20 protein-coding genes are annotated in these 16734 nt (G+C 71.2%); 7 read left to right on the forward strand and 13 right to left on the reverse strand.

Annotated elements, in window-relative coordinates:
* Positions 1-8: 8 nt before the first annotated feature.
* From MWM08_RS13790 to MWM08_RS13800, 3 genes are all read right to left on the reverse strand, one after another.
* Positions 9-368 carry a hypothetical protein gene (locus MWM08_RS13790; protein WP_244407010.1) on the reverse strand — a complete coding sequence of 120 codons (360 nt, stop codon included), beginning with the start codon at positions 366-368 and terminating at the stop codon, positions 9-11.
* Positions 369-464: 96 nt separating this feature from the next.
* The gene (locus MWM08_RS13795) at positions 465-1010 is read right to left on the reverse strand and encodes a hypothetical protein (RefSeq protein WP_244407011.1); all 546 of its coding nucleotides are present in this window, start codon (positions 1008-1010) and stop codon (positions 465-467) included.
* 169 nt (positions 1011-1179) lie between these two features.
* Positions 1180-1647 carry a nucleoside deaminase gene (locus tag MWM08_RS13800; RefSeq protein WP_244407012.1) on the reverse strand — a complete coding sequence of 156 codons (468 nt, stop codon included), beginning with the start codon at positions 1645-1647 and terminating at the stop codon, positions 1180-1182.
* Between the two features lie 289 nt (positions 1648-1936).
* Here MWM08_RS13800 and MWM08_RS13805 point away from each other — a divergent pair, with 289 nt between their 5' ends.
* Both MWM08_RS13805 and MWM08_RS13810 read left to right on the forward strand, forming a co-directional pair.
* Positions 1937-2203: a hypothetical protein gene (locus MWM08_RS13805; RefSeq protein WP_244407013.1), complete on the forward strand. Its 267-nt coding sequence runs from the start codon at positions 1937-1939 to the stop codon at positions 2201-2203.
* Positions 2204-2439: 236 nt separating this feature from the next.
* Positions 2440-3492: an LLM class flavin-dependent oxidoreductase gene (locus MWM08_RS13810; RefSeq protein WP_244407014.1), complete on the forward strand. Its 1053-nt coding sequence runs from the start codon at positions 2440-2442 to the stop codon at positions 3490-3492.
* Between the two features lie 292 nt (positions 3493-3784).
* Here the strand turns inward: MWM08_RS13810 and MWM08_RS13815 are convergent, their stop codons facing one another.
* The 4 genes from MWM08_RS13815 to MWM08_RS13830 all read right to left on the reverse strand — a co-directional run bounded on the left by MWM08_RS13815 (position 3785) and on the right by MWM08_RS13830 (position 6442).
* Positions 3785-4570 (reverse strand): fumarylacetoacetate hydrolase family protein, encoded by a 786-nt coding sequence (locus tag MWM08_RS13815; protein WP_244407015.1) that lies wholly within the window; start codon positions 4568-4570, stop codon positions 3785-3787.
* A gap of 73 nt (positions 4571-4643) precedes the next feature.
* Entirely contained in the window at positions 4644-4949 is a 306-nt protein-coding gene (locus MWM08_RS13820; protein ID WP_244407016.1) for a hypothetical protein, read from the reverse strand.
* 81 nt (positions 4950-5030) lie between these two features.
* On the reverse strand, positions 5031-5456 hold the full coding sequence (locus MWM08_RS13825) for an NfeD family protein (protein ID WP_244407017.1): 426 nt from the start codon (positions 5454-5456) through the stop codon (positions 5031-5033).
* Entirely contained in the window at positions 5441-6442 is a 1002-nt protein-coding gene (locus MWM08_RS13830) for an SPFH domain-containing protein (RefSeq protein ID WP_244407018.1), read from the reverse strand. The genes MWM08_RS13825 and MWM08_RS13830 overlap by 16 nt, the downstream gene beginning before the upstream one ends.
* Positions 6443-6580: 138 nt before the next feature.
* Between MWM08_RS13830 and MWM08_RS13835 the strand changes: the two genes are divergently transcribed.
* Positions 6581-7363 carry an SDR family oxidoreductase gene (locus MWM08_RS13835; protein ID WP_244407019.1) on the forward strand — a complete coding sequence of 261 codons (783 nt, stop codon included), beginning with the start codon at positions 6581-6583 and terminating at the stop codon, positions 7361-7363.
* A 65-nt stretch (positions 7364-7428) separates the two neighbouring features.
* Here MWM08_RS13835 and MWM08_RS13840 read toward each other — a convergent pair whose 3' ends face one another.
* A complete protein-coding gene (locus tag MWM08_RS13840; RefSeq protein ID WP_244407020.1) occupies positions 7429-7740 on the reverse strand; it encodes a hypothetical protein in 312 nt (103 codons plus the stop codon).
* Between the two features lie 181 nt (positions 7741-7921).
* Between MWM08_RS13840 and MWM08_RS13845 the strand changes: the two genes are divergently transcribed.
* Complete coding sequence (locus tag MWM08_RS13845) at positions 7922-8368, forward strand: MaoC/PaaZ C-terminal domain-containing protein (protein ID WP_244407021.1); 447 nt, start codon at positions 7922-7924, stop codon at positions 8366-8368.
* A gap of 99 nt (positions 8369-8467) precedes the next feature.
* Here MWM08_RS13845 and MWM08_RS13850 read toward each other — a convergent pair whose 3' ends face one another.
* The 3 genes from MWM08_RS13850 to MWM08_RS13860 all read right to left on the reverse strand — a co-directional run bounded on the left by MWM08_RS13850 (position 8468) and on the right by MWM08_RS13860 (position 10261).
* Entirely contained in the window at positions 8468-9682 is a 1215-nt protein-coding gene (locus MWM08_RS13850; RefSeq protein WP_244407022.1) for a hypothetical protein, read from the reverse strand.
* 82 nt (positions 9683-9764) lie between these two features.
* The gene (locus MWM08_RS13855; protein ID WP_244407023.1) at positions 9765-10004 is read right to left on the reverse strand and encodes a hypothetical protein; all 240 of its coding nucleotides are present in this window, start codon (positions 10002-10004) and stop codon (positions 9765-9767) included.
* Positions 10005-10015: 11 nt separating this feature from the next.
* Entirely contained in the window at positions 10016-10261 is a 246-nt protein-coding gene (locus tag MWM08_RS13860; protein WP_244407024.1) for a hypothetical protein, read from the reverse strand.
* Between the two features lie 280 nt (positions 10262-10541).
* On the opposite strand from MWM08_RS13860, the gene MWM08_RS13865 reads away from it, so the two are divergent.
* Positions 10542-11375 (forward strand): class I SAM-dependent methyltransferase, encoded by an 834-nt coding sequence (locus tag MWM08_RS13865; RefSeq protein WP_244407025.1) that lies wholly within the window; start codon positions 10542-10544, stop codon positions 11373-11375.
* 100 nt (positions 11376-11475) lie between these two features.
* Here the strand turns inward: MWM08_RS13865 and fusA are convergent, their stop codons facing one another.
* Positions 11476-13557 (reverse strand): elongation factor G, encoded by a 2082-nt coding sequence (fusA, locus tag MWM08_RS13870; protein ID WP_244407026.1) that lies wholly within the window; start codon positions 13555-13557, stop codon positions 11476-11478.
* Positions 13558-13783: 226 nt separating this feature from the next.
* Between fusA and MWM08_RS13875 the strand changes: the two genes are divergently transcribed.
* Together MWM08_RS13875 and MWM08_RS13880 are read left to right on the forward strand one after the other, a co-directional pair.
* Complete coding sequence (locus MWM08_RS13875; RefSeq protein WP_244407027.1) at positions 13784-15085, forward strand: DUF1800 domain-containing protein; 1302 nt, start codon at positions 13784-13786, stop codon at positions 15083-15085.
* Entirely contained in the window at positions 15082-16275 is a 1194-nt protein-coding gene (locus MWM08_RS13880) for a DUF1501 domain-containing protein (RefSeq protein ID WP_244407028.1), read from the forward strand. Before MWM08_RS13875 ends, MWM08_RS13880 begins: the two co-directional genes overlap by 4 nt.
* A 91-nt stretch (positions 16276-16366) precedes the next feature.
* Here the strand turns inward: MWM08_RS13880 and uraH are convergent, their stop codons facing one another.
* Positions 16367-16729: a hydroxyisourate hydrolase gene (uraH, locus tag MWM08_RS13885; protein ID WP_244407029.1), complete on the reverse strand. Its 363-nt coding sequence runs from the start codon at positions 16727-16729 to the stop codon at positions 16367-16369.
* Positions 16730-16734: the final 5 nt, after the last annotated feature.

Consider the following 16734-nt stretch of genomic DNA (forward strand, 5'->3'; position numbering starts at 1 on the left):
CCGCCGCCTCAGCGGTAGCGCAGCCCCTGCGGCGTCGCGATCAGTTCGCTGACCGCGCACACATTCACCCGCCGCGCCTCGGCCGCGTAGCCATTGTCCAGCACGAACCGGAAGTCGTAGGGCGCGGCCTGGGACAACCGCACGCTGTAGACCTGCCCGGGTCGCATCACGTTGGCACCCAGCCGGTCCGGGCCCCAGTTGCTGGTGCTCGACGGGTTGTAGAACAGCTGCTGCACGGTCCTGTTGGTCTGGTTGAGGAACCGGACGGTGGTGTTGCAGCCCTGCGCCGCCGCGGGCGTAGGCGCCAGGCTTGCGGTCAGCACGGACAGCACGGCCGCGAGGCCAAGGCGGCGGGCGAGAGACGTCATCGGTGTATCCATTCGTTCATCAATTTTTATATTTGAGATGAATTCGGGCATTCCGACAAGCGGTTTCAACACGCCACCAAACCGTTCACCCGCCTCTCACCCCCGCCGCCGCATCCCCCCGAACATCAACCCCGCCACCAGCCCCGCCGGCCCGCCCACCACGCCGCCCAGCAACGCGAAGACCGGCGCCAGCAGGGTGCAGGACCCCGGCCGTGCGCATTCGGGGTTCACGGCATAGAGGCCAAGCCCGACCACCCAGCCCAGCACGATGCCGCCCACCAGGCCCGCGATGCCGAACAACACACCGAACAGCAGCGCCCCGCCCAGCCCGCCGCGGCGCCGATGAACCGGACAGCCGGCCTCGGCCAGGGCGGCGTGCAGCACCGACTCGGGCGCGGCCGAGGTCACCGCCACCAGGCCCCGTGCCGGGTCGAACCACAGCCCTGCCGCGAGGTCCTGCCGGCGCACCGCCGCGGTCACCGCCGCCACGCGCCCCGGCGCGTCCAGGCCCGCGACCTCCAGCACCCGTGCGTCGGGCGGCGGCCCGCCGGTCATGTCGGGCGGCGGCCCGCCGGTCATGTCGGGCGGCGGCCCGCCGGTCATGTCGGGAGGCGGCCCGCCATTCCTGCCCGCCGCATCCATCGCCGCCTCCCGCCCGTTACCGCCGATGCCGATCAGGGGGGAATCATCCGATCGGGTAAAGGTCCTCGCGACACCACGCGCCTTGAGGCGCTGCCGCCAGCCCGGGCGAGCGACGGCGGCGCCCGGCCGCGATCACCGCCCCGCGCACCGGCGGATCACCCCCCCGGGTTCAGTAGCGGACCTTGTTCGCCGTCGCCTGCCACAGGCGAAAGGCCGAGATCGCCTCCTCCGCCAGCAGCCGGCGCATGGGCAACACGCGCTCGGCCGCGGGGCGCGCCACTTCGTCATAGATCGCGGCATCGTCGAAGCCGATCGCCGCGGCATCGGCACGGTCGTTGCCATGCACGATGGCACCGATGCGCGCCCACCAGATCGCACCCAGGCACATCGGGCAGGGTTCGCAACTCGTGTAGATCACCGCGCCCGACAGGTCGTGCGTGCCGGCCGCGGCACAGGCGGCGCGGATCGCGACCACCTCCGCATGGGCCGTGGGGTCACGCGCGGGCACCACGGCGTTGCGCCCCTCGCCCAGGATGCGCCCGTCGCGCACCACCACGGCGCCGAAGGGCCCGCCACCGGCGGCCACGCCCTCGCACGACAGCGCGATGGCGCGCCGCATGAAGTGGGTTTCGTCCATGCCGCCCCCTGTGTCCCGTCGCCCGAGCGGTGGATCCGGGGCGATCACGCAACCGTGGCCGATCGGCAACAGTGTCGCAAGCAAGAAGCATGGATCGCGGGAAGGACACCCCTGGCGACAGGCCGAGCTTTTGACACAACTGTTGCGCGACCTAAATCTGGTGAGTCACACGCCTCTACACCACAATATCGTGAGATGCGTCCCGAATTCGGATCACGGGGCAAAGGGTTGATTTTATGTGAATAGAGTCGCTAATTTATGAACACAGGGCCAGTTCGAGGGGGACAAAATGGACGAATCCCTGATTGCCGCACTCCGCAGCGAGGAACGCACGATCGTGGCGGAGCTTCGCGGTTCGATACACTTCCGCCGCCTGGAGGAGATCCGGCAGTTGCTGGGCCTCTACCGGGAACAACCCACCATCCGGACCTCCGAGGAACCGCCGATCGGCGCCATCCTCGACGCCATGCTGGGCGAGCACGACCGCCGCCGCGCGCCGCCGCCTGCCCATCGGCCGCAGGTCATCGCCCTGCACGGCGAACGCGCCATCGCCTGACGGGACCGCTCGCGGCATCGGCGCCGAGCGGGATCATCGCCGGCCGGCGCATTATTTCCTACAATATACCAGATAATTACGGTGTCTTCTTTACAAAGAGAAAGAAGTTAAGCCGCGCGCCCGCCTGCGGTGCCCGCGCCCGGCGGCGGCGACCTGCCCCAGCAACCAGGCCGCGCAGACCCCTATCCGCCATCCGCCCCCTCCCCGCGCGGGGTCGTTGTGCTTAACTCAGGGCCATGACCGGCTTCGCGCTTTCCGTCCTCGACCAATCCTCCGTCGCCGCCGGCCGCACGCCCGGCGAGGCCATCCGCGAGACCCTCGCCCTCGCCCGGCATTGCGACGCACTCGGCTTCAACCGCTACTGGTGCGCCGAACACCACAACAGCGCCTCGCATGCCGGCACCGCGCCCGAGGTGCTGATGGCCGCCATCGCCGCCACCACGCAGCGCATCCGCGTCGGCTCCGCCGGCATCATGCTGCCGCACTACGCCTCCCTGAAGGTCGCCGAGCAGTTCCGCGTGCTGGAGGCCATCGCTCCGGGGCGCATCGACCTTGGCGTGGGCCGCGCGCCCGGGTCGGACGGGCGCACCGCCTTCGCGCTGAACCCGCAGGCCAACCAGGCCGCCGACCGCTTCCCCTCCCAGGTGATGGAAGTGCTGGGCTGGCACGGCGATGGCCTGCCCGAGAACCACCCCTTCCGGTCCATCATCGCCCAGCCCGCCGTCGAGACGCGGCCGCAGATGTGGATCCTGGGGTCTTCCGACTACGGCGCGCAGGTCGCCGGCTACTTTTCGCTGCCCTACTGCTTCGCCCATTTCTTCAGCGATGGTGGCGGGTCCGAACAGGCCATCGCCGTGTACCGTGAATCCTTCGAAGCGAAGCCCGGCATGCCCGGCCGCGTCGCCGCCCCCTACCCGGCGCTCGGCGTCTATTGCCTGGTGGCCGACACGGAAGCCGAGGCGAAACGCCTGTTCCGATCCCGCGAATTGTGGCGCCTCAAGCGCGACCGCGGCCTCTATTTGCCGCTGCCCAGCGTCGAGGAAGCCGAGGCGCACATATACAACGACCTCGAACTCGCCCGGCTGGAGCGGATGCGGGACGCCGCCATGGTCGGCACCCCCGAACAGGTGAAGGCACGGCTCGAGGCGCTGTCCGCGGCGCATGGCGGCATCTCGGAATTCGCCGTCATCACGCATTGCCACGACGCCCAGGCGCGCCGGCGGTCCTACACGCTGCTGGCTGAGGTGTTCGGCCTGTCGGCCGGCAACGTCCCGCTCGCGGCGGAGTGATCCGCGCCACGGCTGCGGCCACGGCGCCAAGCCTTTCGCGCATTGTCCACCGGCGCGCTGTTCGCGCGACGTCCACCGGCGCGCTGTTCGCGCGACGTCCACCGGCGCGCTGTTCGCGCGACGTCCACCGCGCGCTGTTCGCGCGACGTCCAGCGGCGCGCTGTTCGCGCGACGTCCAGCGGCGCGCTGTTCGCGCGACGCCCACCGGCGCGCTCCTCGCGCGACGTCACCAGCCTGACATCGGCAGCCGGCCCGTCGGTGCGGACCTCTGCCGCGCTGTTCAGGCAGCCACTCAGCCGCCGCCGGCCATCACGTTGCGCAGCGTCCCGATCCCCGCGATCGTCACCTCGACCACCATCCCCGGGCGCATCGGCAGCGCGCCCACCGAGGTGCCGCAGGCGATCACGTCGCCTGCCTCCAGCGTCATCTCGCGCGACAGCAGGCTCACGATCCGCCCGGGCGGGATGATCATGTCGCTGCACGGGTAGTCCTGCCGCACCCGCCCGTTCAGCGCCACCTGCACGCGCAGCGCCGCCCAGTCGAGCCCCGTCGCGATCGTCGGCCCCACTGGCCCGAACCCATCGCAGGACTTGGCCCGCGCCCATTGCGGAAAGGACGGGTCGGCCTGCAGCAGATCGAGCGCGGTGACGTCGTTCACCGCCGTCAGTCCGAAGATCGCGTCGGCCGCCTCGGCCTCGTCGGCATCCTTGCAGCGGCGCCCGATCACCAGTCCGAGTTCGCCCTCGTACAGGACCTTGCCGGTATAGCTGGCGGGCGGCGCAATGACGCCGTCGGGGTGGTTCAGGCTGCTGTTGGCCTTGAGGAACCACAACGGCGTCTCGGGAATCGCCGCGCCCGTCTTGGTCGCCAATTCGCGAAAATTGTTCCACAGCCCAATGAACTTGCCCGGCACCACGGGCGCCAGCAGTTGCACGGCATCGCGCGGCAACGCCTCGCCGCTCGGCGCCGCGGCGCCGAACATCTTGCCGTCATGCACGGCGATTGTCCCGGCCGTCGCGTCCAGCGTGCCGAAGCCCGTACCGCCACCCGGCCGTGCGAAGCGAACCCAGAGCGTCATGCGCCAACCTCCCGCAACCCGGGGGGCTATAGCGCCAGGCCGCGCGGCAGGCGACCCGCCGTCGCGCGCCGCCTCAGCGGCGGATGATGACGAAGGGCTGCGGCGCCGTGCCGTCGCGCCGCGCGCGACGCATCCGCCACCACAGCGACCCGGCGCCGATCGCACCCGCCACCAGCGCCACCGGCAGCAGGATGCTGATGGCGAGCACCGCCAGCCCCGCGAGCAGCAACCCGCCCGCGACCAGCGCGACCAGCATCCCGGCCGCGCCGATCCGCGCGAGCGCACGGTCGAGCGGCCCGGCGGCGCGTGGCGCGGCCGGTTCGCGGAACTCCCCATCCGGGGTCATGTCGATGACGGGCGGGCGTCGTTGCGTGTCCATGGTGGCCATGACGTGGCCAGGCGGGGGGTGCGGGTCAAGGCCTGTCACATTCTGTGACCCACGGGCCGTGGTGCGCCGGGTCTATTCCGGCCGCACCACCAGCGTCGTGCCGTCCACGCCTTCCACCCGCACGCGCGTGCCCGCCGGGCTGTCCGCGACGTCGCGCGGCAGCCGCGCCGCCCAGTCGGAATCCCCCACCCGCACGCGCGGCCCGGCGCTGCCCGGGTCGGTCAGCACGCCGAATCGCCCGATCAGCCCGGCGTCGGGCGTGTTCACCCGCGGCCGCGGGTGGCGCCCCGCGCGCAGCCGCAGCGCCACCGCGATCCCGCCCGCCAGCAGCGCCACGAAGACGCTGGTGGTCACCCAGAAGGGCGGGCTTCCGACCAGCAGCACGAGCCCCGTGCCCACCGCCGCGATCCCGATCCACAGCAGGAAGACACCAGGCAGGATGGTCTCCGCGCCGAGCAGCACCAGCCCGGCGAGGATCCAGATCAGCGCGGGGTCCATGGCGAGGGCACCTCCGGCGCGGGGGAAGCGGGCGGGCGCGGCGTACGCGGCGGCGCCTGCCCGTCGGGCCCGCGCAGCAACTCCATCGCCTGGGTGATGCCGCCGGCCAGCGCGCTGCTCTCCATCGGCACGATCACCAGCTTCTGCGCGGTGTTGCCGGCCAGTACCTCGAACGCCTTCACGTACTTGTCGGCGATGAAGTAGCGCAGCGCGTCGGTGCCGGCGCCGGAGGCGGCCTCACCCACCATGCGCGTCGCGTTGCTCTCGGCCTGGGCCAGGCGCTCGCGCGCCTCGGCGTCGCGCTTGGCGGCCTCGAGCCGGCCCTCGGCTTCCAGGATCTGCGCCTGCTTGGCACCCTCGGCGCGCTTGATCTCGGCCTCGCGCTCGCCCTCGGCCTTGGCGACCGTGGCGCGGCGCTCGCGCTCGGCGGTCATCTGCAGGTTCATGGCGCGGATCAGGTTCTCGGGCGGTTCGATCTTCCTGATTTCGACGCGCGCGATCTTCACGCCCCAGGGGTCGGTCGCGCCGTCCAGGATGCTCAGCAGCTGCGAATTGATCCGGTCGCGCGAGGACAGCGTCTGGTCGAGGTCCATCTCGCCGATCACCGCGCGGATGTTGGTCATGGACAACGCGGTCAGCGCCTGTTCCAGGAACTGCACGGCATAGGCCGCCTTCGCCGGGTCCATCACGCGGTAGTAGACGATGCCGTCCACCGCGACGGTGGCGTTGTCGCGCGTGATGACCGACTGCTCGGGGATGTCGAGCACGACCTCCTGCACGTTCATCCGCCGTCCGATCGTGTCGATGAACGGCACGATAAAATTCAACCCGGGGTTCAGCATGCCGGTGAAGGCGCCGAAGCGCTCCACCGTCCAGACCTCGCCCTGCGGGACGGTGCGGATGCCCCGCGTCGCGACCAGCACCGCCAGCAGCAGCGCGACGATCAGCACGATGGTGGTGGGGGAGACGAAATCGATGATGTTCATGGCACGACAGCATAGCCCGTTGCGCCTGCCGGCGGTATCGCCGTGGCCCGCCTGCCCCGAAGCGCTTCACGCCGCCCCTTGCCCCCGAGCACGCGCGGCCGGACCATGCACACCGGCATCGATCGGGAAGGAAACACCATGTCCGGCAGCAACCAGCCCCTGAGCGTGGACCTGACCGGCCTGCGCGTGGCGATCAGCGCCGGTGCGGGCGGCATCGGGCGCGTCATGGCCGACTGCTTCGCCGCCCGCGGCGCGAAGGTCTTCGTCTGTGACCTCGATCCCGAGGCACTGGCCACCTGCCCGCACCCCGCGATGCGCGCCGACATGGGCGAGGTGGCGGAGTGCGAAGCCTTCGTCGAGTCCGCCGCGAAACACCTCGGCGGCCTCGATGTGCTGGTCAACAACGCCGGCATCGCGGGGCCCACCGCGCGGGTCGAGGACGTGACGCCCGAGGCGCTGGAAGCCACCCTGCGCATCGACCTGGCCGCGATGTTCCACTGCGCCCGCGCCGCCGTGCCACACCTGCGCGCGGCGGGCGGGGGGGCGATCGTCAACCTGTCCTCCGCCGCCGGGCGCTTCGGCTTCCCGCTGCGCAGCCCCTACGCCGCGGCGAAATGGGGCGTGGTCGGCTTCACCAAGTCGCTGTCGATCGAACTCGGCCCCGACCGCATCCGCGTCAATGCCATCCTGCCCGGCCTGGTGGCGGGCGACCGCATCCGCCGCGTGATCGAAGCCAAGGCCCAGGCCCAGGGCGTTCCCTTCCGGGAGAAGGAAGCGGAACTCCTGCGCGACGTCTCGCTGCGCTGCTACGTCACGCAGCACGACATCTCCAACATGGCGCTGTATCTGTGCTCGCCCTTCGGCGCGACCATCTCCGGCCAGGCGCTGTCGGTGGACGGGGACCAGCAGCGGCTGGGGTGAACCTCCGGTCGTCCGCATCCGGGCCTCGCGCTGGCTGCGCCCGGACCGCGGGCCGGCGCATCGGGTCAGAAGATGTTCAGCACCACCCCCAGCAGCAGGCAGGTCACGACCAGCAGCAACGCCACGCCCGGCTTGCGCATCGACCGCTGTTCGCCCCCCGCGCCGAACAGGTCCCACAGGTTCCACAGGCCGAAGGGCAGCGACACCAGGCCCCACAGGATCACCATGAAGCCCTCGGCCATGCCGCGCCCGGCCGGGTCGAGGCCGCTGCGGTCCCTCGGCACGGCCAGCACCGCCACGAACAGCAGGTAGGCGATGTTGCGCTTGCCGATGCCCGCCAGGGGTGGCCGCGGGGTGCGGGTCGGACCGTCGCTCATGGCGTGCCTCCGGTCGTCGATGGTCGATGGTGTCACACCTTCGCCCGCCACGGTCACAGGGAAATTCGCCGCCATGACCGGCCGCTTCGCCGGGAAGCCGCCCACCGCGGCGCGGCACGTCCCCGCCATGTCAGGGCACGCCGATGCAGGCTGCCTGGAACTTGCTGTAGGGTCCGCACCGATGACCGATCCGATCCGCTCCCTCGACGACCTCGCGCCCGGCATGGCCTGGGACCTCGGCACGCTCACGCTCTCGCAGGATGAGGTCGTGGACTTCGCCACGAAATACGACCCGCAATACTTCCACCTCGACGCCGAGGCGGCGAAGCAGAGCATCTTCGGCGAATTGGTCGCCAGCGGCCTGCACACCCTCTCGGCCGTCTTCGGGCGCGTCATGGGCAGCGGGCTGCTCGCGCAGGTCTCGCTCGGCGGCAACCAGATCGACACGAAATGGCCCGCCCCCCTGCGTCCGAACGAGGAGATCGCAATCCGCACCGAGGTGCTGGAACTGCGCCCGTCGCGCTCCGGCCGTCCGCTCGGCATCGCGAAGCTCAGGCACACCGGCACGCGCGTCAGCGACGGCGTCGTGGTGATCGAGGCGGTGGGCACGCATTTCCTGAGGCGTTGACGCCCACAGGCGTCACCAGGACGTGTTGACGCCGACAGGCGTCACCAGGACGTGTTGAGGCCCACAGGCGTCACCCGGACGTGTTGACGCCCACGGCCGTCATCCGGGCGTGTTGAGCCCGGCCAGCGTCACCCCGCCATCGGCCAGCGTTACCACGACCAGTGTCTCGGCCTCATGCGGTGGCGGCCCGAGCCCGGCCAGCACCAGATGCCGCGCCCCCGGCATCACGCTGGTCACCCGCGCGACCGGCAGCCCGGCGCGCCACAGCAGCGCGCCCGCCGCGTCGAGGCGCAGCAGCGTCAGCCCCCGCCCCGGCATGCCTTCCAGCACCAGGACCCCCGGCGGGTCGGTGAGCAGGATCGGCGCCTCGGTCCCCGCGGTCAGGAAACCCGCCAGGGTCAGGCCCGCCACGGCGGGCAGGCGCGCCACATCGACCAGCCGTTCGGCCTGGCCGAAGCGGTCGGGGAAATGCGCCGGCCAGCCCGGCGGCGCGGCCGACCCCATCCGCACCGCGCCGCGCCACAATTGCTGCGTCACGCCCACACCGGGCGCGGTAGGCGACAGGAAGCGCGTGCCCGGCCCACGCGCCGGCACGGGCGCTTCCAGGCTCAGCCCCGACGACGGCAGGCCGAGCCAACCCTCGCCGAACCGCGCCTCCAGCACCCGGAAGGCGGTCGGCCCGCCGGGCCCGAAGGCGGCCGGCGCAGTGAGCGCCGGCAGCGACCGCGACGAAGGCGCCGCCGCCGGCGAGGCCACGAAGTCGCGCGGGTCGATCCGCCAGGGCGGCCCGCCGCGGGGATCGAACACCAGCGCGTCCGCCAGCCGCAATTGCCCGCGCACCGGCGACGCGAGCCCGGGCACCGCGGCATTGCGCCCGGCGATGCCGGCCTGGTCGGCCAGGAGCTTGCCATCCAGCGCCGAGACCGCGCCAAGCCCATCCAGCCACAGCCAGATCGTCGCAGCCTGTTCGCCGATCAGCCCGTCGCGCATGTCGTGGCTGCCCCGGCTGTCGATGCGCCCGCGATCCACCGTCACGAGGTGCGCGACGAAGCGCGTCACGAGGTCGGGCAGCGCCAGGGCGTGCAGTTCCACCTGCTCGCGCGGGGCCGGCTGGCCGGGCGCGTCGGTGGCGTCCTGCTCGCTGCGCCGGGTCAGGAGGAACAGCGTGTCCTGCCCATCCAGGCTGGTGCGCAGCGGCGGCGGCAGCAGCCGGCGCGGCCCCAGGCGCTGCGGCGGCGTGCCTTCGAAGGCCGCATACATCGCCCCGCCGACCAGCGCGGTCGTCAGCAGCCCGACATAGATGCCGGCCGTCATCAGCGAGCGCCGACGGGAATGGCCCGGCGCCGGCTGGGCGGACGCGTCGCCCGGCCCCGGCGGCCAGGTCACCGCCGGTGGCTCAGCGGCAGGAACACGACCCGCCGACGCCGCCGAAATTGCGCCGCGCGAAGTTTTCGGCCTCCGAGCGCAGATTGAAGCCCTGGCTCATGGCACAGGCGCCGAGCTGGCTGCGCATCTCGTCCGGGCTACGCTGGTCCACCTGGATGCGCCCGCGCACGCAATACGCGTAGTAGTCCGCCAGCGCGGCGGTCGGCGCGAGCAGCGCGAGGCCCAGGAGGATGGCGGGAATCCGGCGCATGGCGGCCCCCGTCAGCGGCACGAACAGGGACGGCCCGCGCCGCCGAAATTGTTCCTCGCGAAATCCTGCGCCGAGGACAGGAAGCCGAATTTCGGCCCCATCTGGCACACGCCCGACCCGCGCGCGATGCGCATCTGGTTGGGGTCGCGGCTGTCCACCTCGATCCGGTTGTTGGCGCAATAGACGTAGTAGTCGGCATGGGCGGCGGCTGGTGAGAGCACCGCGGCGATGGCGAGGGCGGCGAGCAGCTTTTTCATGGCGGCGTTCCTCCGGGAGGTTTCCCGCCCGGAAGGATGCGGCGACGCGTCGTGCTGCGGCAAGTGATCCACCTTGCGAAATGGACGCGCGAAAGGCGTTCCGGCGCGAGGCCCGCCTGGTCGCCCGCGAATGCCCAGCGCCATCCGATGGACCGCCCTGCGGCTTCGATCCGCGACCGCGATGTTCCTCAACGCGCTGCGGGTCGTTGGAATGCGTTGGTGAAGCGGGACGCCGAGAGCTGCTGTAGCGTCCTCGTCGGAGACGACCGAGGAGGCAGCCATGGACACCGAGGCACGCGTGGCAGGCCACTATGCCCGCGGCGGGGGCCTGGAGGCGGCGATCCTCCAGGCGTTGGCGGATGCGGGGAAGGATCCCGAAAGACTCGCGCCCGAGGACCTCGCGCCGCTCGAGGAATTCCACACCGGCGGACGGCAAGCCACGATCGATCTCGCGGCGCGCATGGGTCTGTGCCCGGGGCTGACTCTACTCGACATCGGCTGCGGAATCGGCGGGGCAGCGCGCTTTCTCGCCCGCGAACACGGCTGCCGGGTGACCGGCATCGACCTGACCGCGGAATACGTCGCCGTCGCCAAGGCGCTGACCCGACGTGTCGGCCTTGAGGCCGCGGTGTCGTTCCGCCAGGGCTCCGCGCTCACGCTGCCCTTCGCCGATGGCGAATTCGAAGGCGCATACATGCTGCATGTCGGGATGAACATCTCCGACAAGGCCGCGCTGTTCGAGGGCGTGCGCCGCGTACTGCGCCCTGGCGCGGTATTCGGCGTCTACGACGTGATGCGCCTCGGGCCGGGCGAACTCGACTTCCCGCTGCCCTGGGCCTCGATGGCGGAGGCAAGTTTTGTCGAGGAGCCGGCGGCCTACCGGCAGGCACTCCTGGCGGCGGGCTTCACGATCGAGGCCGAGCGCGAGCGCCGGGAATTCGGGCTGAAGGGGTTGCGCGCGACGCTCGACCTGCTGGCGCGCTCGGCGCTGCCACGGCTCGGGACGCAGCTGTTGATGGGCGAGGAGCACTACCCCGGGAAGATCGCCAACCAGGCGGCGGCACTGGAACGGGGCCTCGTCGGGCCAGTGGAGATCATCGCACGCGCGTGCTGACGGACGGCGCCGACCCAGCCATCAGACCGGGGTCCTCGGGAGCGCGGCGCGCCCGAGGACCACCAGGATCGGTATCGGCCGCCAGGGGCGGCCGACCCATTCAGGCAGACTTCGCCATGATCTCGTCCGCGATGTTCCGCGGCACGGGATCGTAGTGGTGGAACTGCATCGAGAAGGACGCACGGCCCTTGGTCATGCCGCGCAGGTTCGAGATGTAGCCGAACATCTCCTTGAGCGGCACATGCGCGCGCACGATCACCGACGTGCCCGCCATGTCCTGCGACTGGATCACGCCGCGGCGGCGGTTCAAGTCGCCCACCACGTCGCCCACGTGGTCCTGCGGCGTGGTCACTTCCACGTCCATGATGGGTTCGAGGATGACCGGGCCGGCCTTCTTCATGCCTTCGCGGAAGCAGGCCTTGGCGGCGATTTCGAAGGCCAGGGCCGACGAGTCGACATCGTGGTACTTGCCGTCCACCAGCGTGTACTTGAAGTCCACGGTCGGGAAGCCGGCCAGCACGCCGGTGTCGGCCTGCATCTTGATGCCCTTCTCGACCGCCGGGATGTATTCGCGCGGCACCGCGCCGCCGACCACGCCGTTGACGAACTCGATGCCCTCGTTGCGCTCCTTGGGCTCGAACACGATCTTCACTTCGGCGAACTGGCCCGAACCGCCGGTCTGCTTCTTGTGCGTGTAGGTCTCGGTGTGCGGCTTGCTGATGGTCTCGCGATACGCCACCTGCGGCGCGCCGATGTTGGCATCGACGTTATATTCGCGCTTCAGCCGGTCGATAATGATCTCGAGGTGCAGCTCGCCCATGCCGGACAGGATGGTCTGGCCGGTCTCCTGGTCGGTGCGCAGGCGCAGCGAGGGGTCCTCGCCAGCCAGCTTCTGCAGGCCGAGCGTCATCTTCTCGACGCCTTCCTTGGTCTTCGGTTCGACCGAGATGTCGATGACCGGCACCGGGAAGGCCATGCGCTCGAGGATCACGGGGTCGTCGTTCGACGCCAGCGTATCACCCGTGCCGGTGTCCTTCAGCCCCACGAAGGCGGCGATGTCGCCGGCGGAGACTTCCTTGATCTCCTCGCGCTTGTCGGCGTGCATCTGGAACATCCGCCCGATCCGCTCGCGCGAGTCCTTGGTGGTGTTCTGGATCATGTCGCCCTGGCGCAGCGTGCCGCGATAGACGCGCACGAAGGTCAGGTTGCCGTACTTGTCGTTGATGATCTTGAAGGCCAGGCCGGCAAACGGCGCATCCGGGTCGGCCGGGATGTGGCGGCGCTCCTGCGTCTCGTCGAAGCCCTCGTCCGGCGCGACCTTGATGCCGGGCACGTCGACCGGGGACGGCAGGTAGTCGATCACCGCGTCCAGCAGCGGCTGCACGCCCTTGTTCTTGAAGGCCGTGCCGCACAGCACCGGGCGGAATTCGCCGCTGATGGTGCCCTTCTTGATGCAGCGCTTCAGCGTCTCGACGCTGACATCGCCCTTCTCGAAGTACTCTTCCATCGCCGTCTCATCCACACCGACGCAGGTGTCGATCAGGATCTGGCGGTATTCCTTGGCCTTCTCGGCCAAATCATCGGGGATCGGCGCGTCATGGTACGCCGCGCCCAGCTCGTCGCCTTCCCAGATGATCGCCTTCATCTCGACCAGGTCGACCACGCCCAGGAAGGTGTCCTCGATGCCGATCGGCAGCTGCAGCGTCACCCAGTTGATGCCGAGCTTCTCGGTCAGCGTCGCCGCCGCGCGATAGAAGTCCGCACCGGTGCGATCCAGCTTGTTGATGAAGATGATGCGCGGGACGTTGTAGCGGTCGGCCAGTCGCCAGTTGGTCTCGGACTGCGGCTGCACGCCGGCCACGCCCTCGATGATGAAGATGGCGCCGTCCAGCACGCGCAGCGAGCGGTTCACCTCGATGTTGAAATCGATGTGGCCGGGGGTGTCGATGACGTTGATGCGGTGGTCGTTCCACACGGCGGTCACGGCGGCCGAGGTGATGGTGATCCCCCGCTCGCGCTCCTGCTCCATGTAGTCGGTGGTGGTGTTGCCCTCGTGGACCTCGCCGATCTTGTGCGACTTGCCCGTGTAATACAGAATCCGCTCGGTGGTGGTGGTCTTGCCGGCGTCGATATGCGCCGTGATGCCGATGTTCCGGATTCGCTCCAGCGGTGTGCGCGCCACGATGGGCCTCCATAAGCCAAAAGGGGCGCATACGCATGGGTTTTGGCCCAGCGCCGCCCGCAGGATGATACGCCGATCAGGGGTTCGCCGATCAGTCGGTGGCGGCTATCTGCGACGTCCCGCCCGGCTTTGCAAGCGCAACGTGGCGCCGGGCCGCCCCGCGCGGCGCGCCGGACACGCTTCGTTGCGTGCGGCGAAGCCCGCTATCGGCTATGCAGGGGCCGCCATGGATGCCCCCGCCGTCATCGCCGCGATCCGCTTCGGCCACGGCCGCCGCCCGTCGGACCCCGTGCCCCCCGACCCTGCCGCCTGGCTCGAGGCGCAACTCGCCCCCGGCCTGCCCGGCCCAGCCCTGCCCGCCGACCTGCCCACCACGCTGCGCGCCGTCTTCCTGGCGCAGGTCGAGGATGCCGCCAGCGCCCGCGCCGGCATGGGCCGGCCCAACGGCCGGCGCATCGCCACCGAGGAAGCCGCCGCCGCGGTCGCCCTCGCGATCGAATCGCCCAACGGCCTGCGCGAACGCCTGGTCGCCTTCTGGACCAACCATTTCACCGTGGCCCGCGCCAAGGTGGGCCCGCTGGTCGGCGTCTATGTGCGCGACGCCATCCGCCCCCACGTCACCGGCCGGTTCGAGGACATGCTGCTGGCCGTGGTCCGCCACCCGGCCATGCTGTCCTACCTCGACAACCAGAACTCGATCGGCCCGGAGAGTCCCTCCGGCCAGCGCGCGCGGCGCGGCCTCAACGAGAACTTGGCGCGCGAGATCCTCGAACTGCACACCGTCACCCCCGCCGCGCGCTACACCCAGGCCGACGTCACCAACTTCGCCAAGGTGCTGACCGGCTGGAGCTTCATCGCCGCGCGCGAACCGCACGGCTTCGAATTCCGCGCCCGCGCCCACGAACCGGGGGACAAGACCGTGCTCGGCCGCACCTGGCCGGAAGGCGAACAGGGCGGCGTGCAGGCGCTCACCTGGCTCGCCCGGCACGAGGCCACGCATCGCCACCTCGCGACCAAGCTGGTGCGCCACTTCGTCGCCGACGACCCGCCGCCCGAGGCGGTGCGCACCGTCTTTGCCGCGCTGCGCGACACACGTGGCGACCTCGCCGCCGCCACCCGCGCCCTCATTCGCCTGCCCGCCGCCTGGTCGCCCCCGCTGACCAAGCTGCGCACGCCCAGCGACTACGTGGTGGCCGTGCTGCGCGCGGTCGAGGCGCCGGGCGACCAGGCCGACCGCATGGCGGTCGGCACCATGAACTACCTCGGCCAGCCGCTCTGGGGCGCGCGGGCGCCGATCGGCTGGCCCGATGTCGCCGCCGACTGGGCGGCGCCCGAGACCATGCTGCGCCGGGTCGAATGGGCGAACGGTGTCTCCGCCCGCGGCGCCGGGCGCGACGCGGCCGACGTCGCGGAGGCCACGCTCGGCCCGCTGGTCCGCCCCGAGACGCTCCGTGCGGCGGCGCGGGCCGGGTCGGCCCGCGAGGCCCTGACCATCGTGCTCACCAGCCCGGAGTTCCACCGCCGATGAGCCACCTGCCCGCCTTCGGCCGCCGCGCCGCGCTGCTCGGGCTTGCTGCCGCGATGACGCTGCCGCGCGCGCGCGTGGCCTTCGCCGATGCGCCCGGCGAGGCGCGCTTCGTCGTGGTGCTGCTGCGCGGCGGCCTCGATGGCCTGTTCGCCGTGCAGCCCTACGCCGACCCGGCGCTGCGCGACCTGCGCGGCCCGCTGGCGCTGCCCGAGCCAGGGCAGGAGGGCGGGTTGCTCGACCTCGGTGGCCGCTTCGGCCTGCATCCGCGCATGACCAACCTGCACGCGATGTACACCGCGAACGAGGCGCTGGTCGTGCATGCGGTGGCCGGCAACTGGCGCAGCCGTAGCCATTTCGACGCGCAGGACATGCTGGAATCGGGCGCCGACCAGCGCCTCGCCAGCGGCTGGCTGAACCGCGCGCTCTCGGCCGTGCCGGCACGGCCCGGCGCGCAGCACAATGGCCTGGCGGTCGGCACCGACATGCCGCTGCTGATGCGCGGGCCGACCGCGGTGGCCAATTACGCCCCGCGCGGCAGCGCCACGCCCCCGCCCGACCTCCTGGCGCGCGTCGCCGAGCTCAATGCCGCCGACCCCGTGACCGGCCCCGCCATCGCCGAGGGCCTGCGCATCCGCGGCTATGCCGTCAGCACGCTGGGCGACGCCGCGGCGATGCGCCCGCAGCCCGGCGGCGCCTTCCGCGCCCTGGCACTCTCGGCCGGGCGGCTGATGTCGCAGCCCGACGGGCCGCGCGTCGCCGCCTTCGAACTGGGCGGCTGGGACACCCATGCGCAGCAGGTCAACCGGCTGAACGGGCCGCTGTTCCAGCTCGACGAAGGCTTCGGCGCGCTGAAGGAGGCGCTGGGCGACCACTGGCGCCGAACCGCCGTGCTGGTGGTCACCGAGTTCGGCCGCACCGTGCGCGTGAACGGCACCATGGGCTCCGACCACGGCACCGGCGGCGTCGCCTTCCTGCTCGGCGGCGCGGTGGCCGGCGGCAAGGTGGGGGGCAACTGGCCGGGCCTGGCGGGCAACCTGTTCCAGGACCGCGACCTGGCGCCCACCACCGACCTGCGCACCATCGCCAAGGGCCTGCTGCGGGACCACCTGAAGCTCTCCCCGCAGGCCGTGGCGCGCGCCTTCCCCGGCAGCGACGCCGCCGCACCCCTGGGCGGGTTGCTTCGGGCCTGACCCGGTCGGCGTGTCGTTCAGCCGGGCCAGCGGCGGTCAGGCATCGACGGGCCCCGCATCCTCGCCCCTTCGCTGGCGCCGCAGGCCTCCACTACGACCCGCGATAGGTCGTGTACGACCACGGCGTGCACAGCAGCGGCACGTGGTAGTGCCCTGCGCCGTCGCGCAGCCCGAAATTCACCGCCACCACATCGAGGAACAGCGGATCCGGCGCGATGCCGCGCGCCGTGAAATACGCGCCGACGTGGAAGCGCAGCTCGTGCCGCCCGGCGCGGAAGGCGCCGTCGGGCAGCAGCGGCGCGGCGGTGCGACCATCGGCGTTGGTCACCGTATCGCTCACCAGCACGGCCGTGGGCTCCATCCGCCACAATTCCACGCGCACGCCCTCCGCCGGGATGCCCTGCGCGGTGTTCAGCACATGCGTCGAGAGCGTGCCTGGTCCGTTGCCTGTCATCCGAT

The sequence above is a fragment of the Roseomonas fluvialis genome, from assembly GCF_022846615.1.
Classification (GTDB): Bacteria; Pseudomonadota; Alphaproteobacteria; order Acetobacterales; family Acetobacteraceae; genus Neoroseomonas; species Neoroseomonas fluvialis.

Excerpts from the sequence above, each read along its gene's own strand:
- MWM08_RS13825 (WP_244407017.1), bottom strand. The coding sequence starts at position 5,456 with ATGGACCCCGCGCTGATCTGGATCCTCGCCGGGCTGGTGCTGCTCGGC.
- MWM08_RS13800 (WP_244407012.1), bottom strand. The coding sequence starts at position 1,647 with ATGGACGAAACCCACTTCATGCGGCGCGCCATCGCGCTGTCGTGCGAG.
- uraH (WP_244407029.1), bottom strand. The coding sequence starts at position 16,729 with ATGACAGGCAACGGACCAGGCACGCTCTCGACGCATGTGCTGAACACC.
- MWM08_RS13810 (WP_244407014.1), top strand. The coding sequence starts at position 2,440 with ATGACCGGCTTCGCGCTTTCCGTCCTCGACCAATCCTCCGTCGCCGCC.
- MWM08_RS13855 (WP_244407023.1), bottom strand. The coding sequence starts at position 10,004 with ATGCGCCGGATTCCCGCCATCCTCCTGGGCCTCGCGCTGCTCGCGCCG.
- MWM08_RS13820 (WP_244407016.1), bottom strand. The coding sequence starts at position 4,949 with ATGGACACGCAACGACGCCCGCCCGTCATCGACATGACCCCGGATGGG.
- MWM08_RS13865 (WP_244407025.1), top strand. The coding sequence starts at position 10,542 with ATGGACACCGAGGCACGCGTGGCAGGCCACTATGCCCGCGGCGGGGGC.
- MWM08_RS13860 (WP_244407024.1), bottom strand. The coding sequence starts at position 10,261 with ATGAAAAAGCTGCTCGCCGCCCTCGCCATCGCCGCGGTGCTCTCACCA.
- MWM08_RS13815 (WP_244407015.1), bottom strand. The coding sequence starts at position 4,570 with ATGACGCTCTGGGTTCGCTTCGCACGGCCGGGTGGCGGTACGGGCTTC.
- MWM08_RS13795 (WP_244407011.1), bottom strand. The coding sequence starts at position 1,010 with ATGGATGCGGCGGGCAGGAATGGCGGGCCGCCTCCCGACATGACCGGC.
- MWM08_RS13875 (WP_244407027.1), top strand. The coding sequence starts at position 13,784 with ATGGATGCCCCCGCCGTCATCGCCGCGATCCGCTTCGGCCACGGCCGC.
- MWM08_RS13790 (WP_244407010.1), bottom strand. The coding sequence starts at position 368 with ATGACGTCTCTCGCCCGCCGCCTTGGCCTCGCGGCCGTGCTGTCCGTG.
- MWM08_RS13840 (WP_244407020.1), bottom strand. The coding sequence starts at position 7,740 with ATGAGCGACGGTCCGACCCGCACCCCGCGGCCACCCCTGGCGGGCATC.
- MWM08_RS13880 (WP_244407028.1), top strand. The coding sequence starts at position 15,082 with ATGAGCCACCTGCCCGCCTTCGGCCGCCGCGCCGCGCTGCTCGGGCTT.
- MWM08_RS13805 (WP_244407013.1), top strand. The coding sequence starts at position 1,937 with ATGGACGAATCCCTGATTGCCGCACTCCGCAGCGAGGAACGCACGATC.
- MWM08_RS13830 (WP_244407018.1), bottom strand. The coding sequence starts at position 6,442 with ATGAACATCATCGATTTCGTCTCCCCCACCACCATCGTGCTGATCGTC.
- MWM08_RS13835 (WP_244407019.1), top strand. The coding sequence starts at position 6,581 with ATGTCCGGCAGCAACCAGCCCCTGAGCGTGGACCTGACCGGCCTGCGC.
- MWM08_RS13850 (WP_244407022.1), bottom strand. The coding sequence starts at position 9,682 with ATGACGGCCGGCATCTATGTCGGGCTGCTGACGACCGCGCTGGTCGGC.
- MWM08_RS13845 (WP_244407021.1), top strand. The coding sequence starts at position 7,922 with ATGACCGATCCGATCCGCTCCCTCGACGACCTCGCGCCCGGCATGGCC.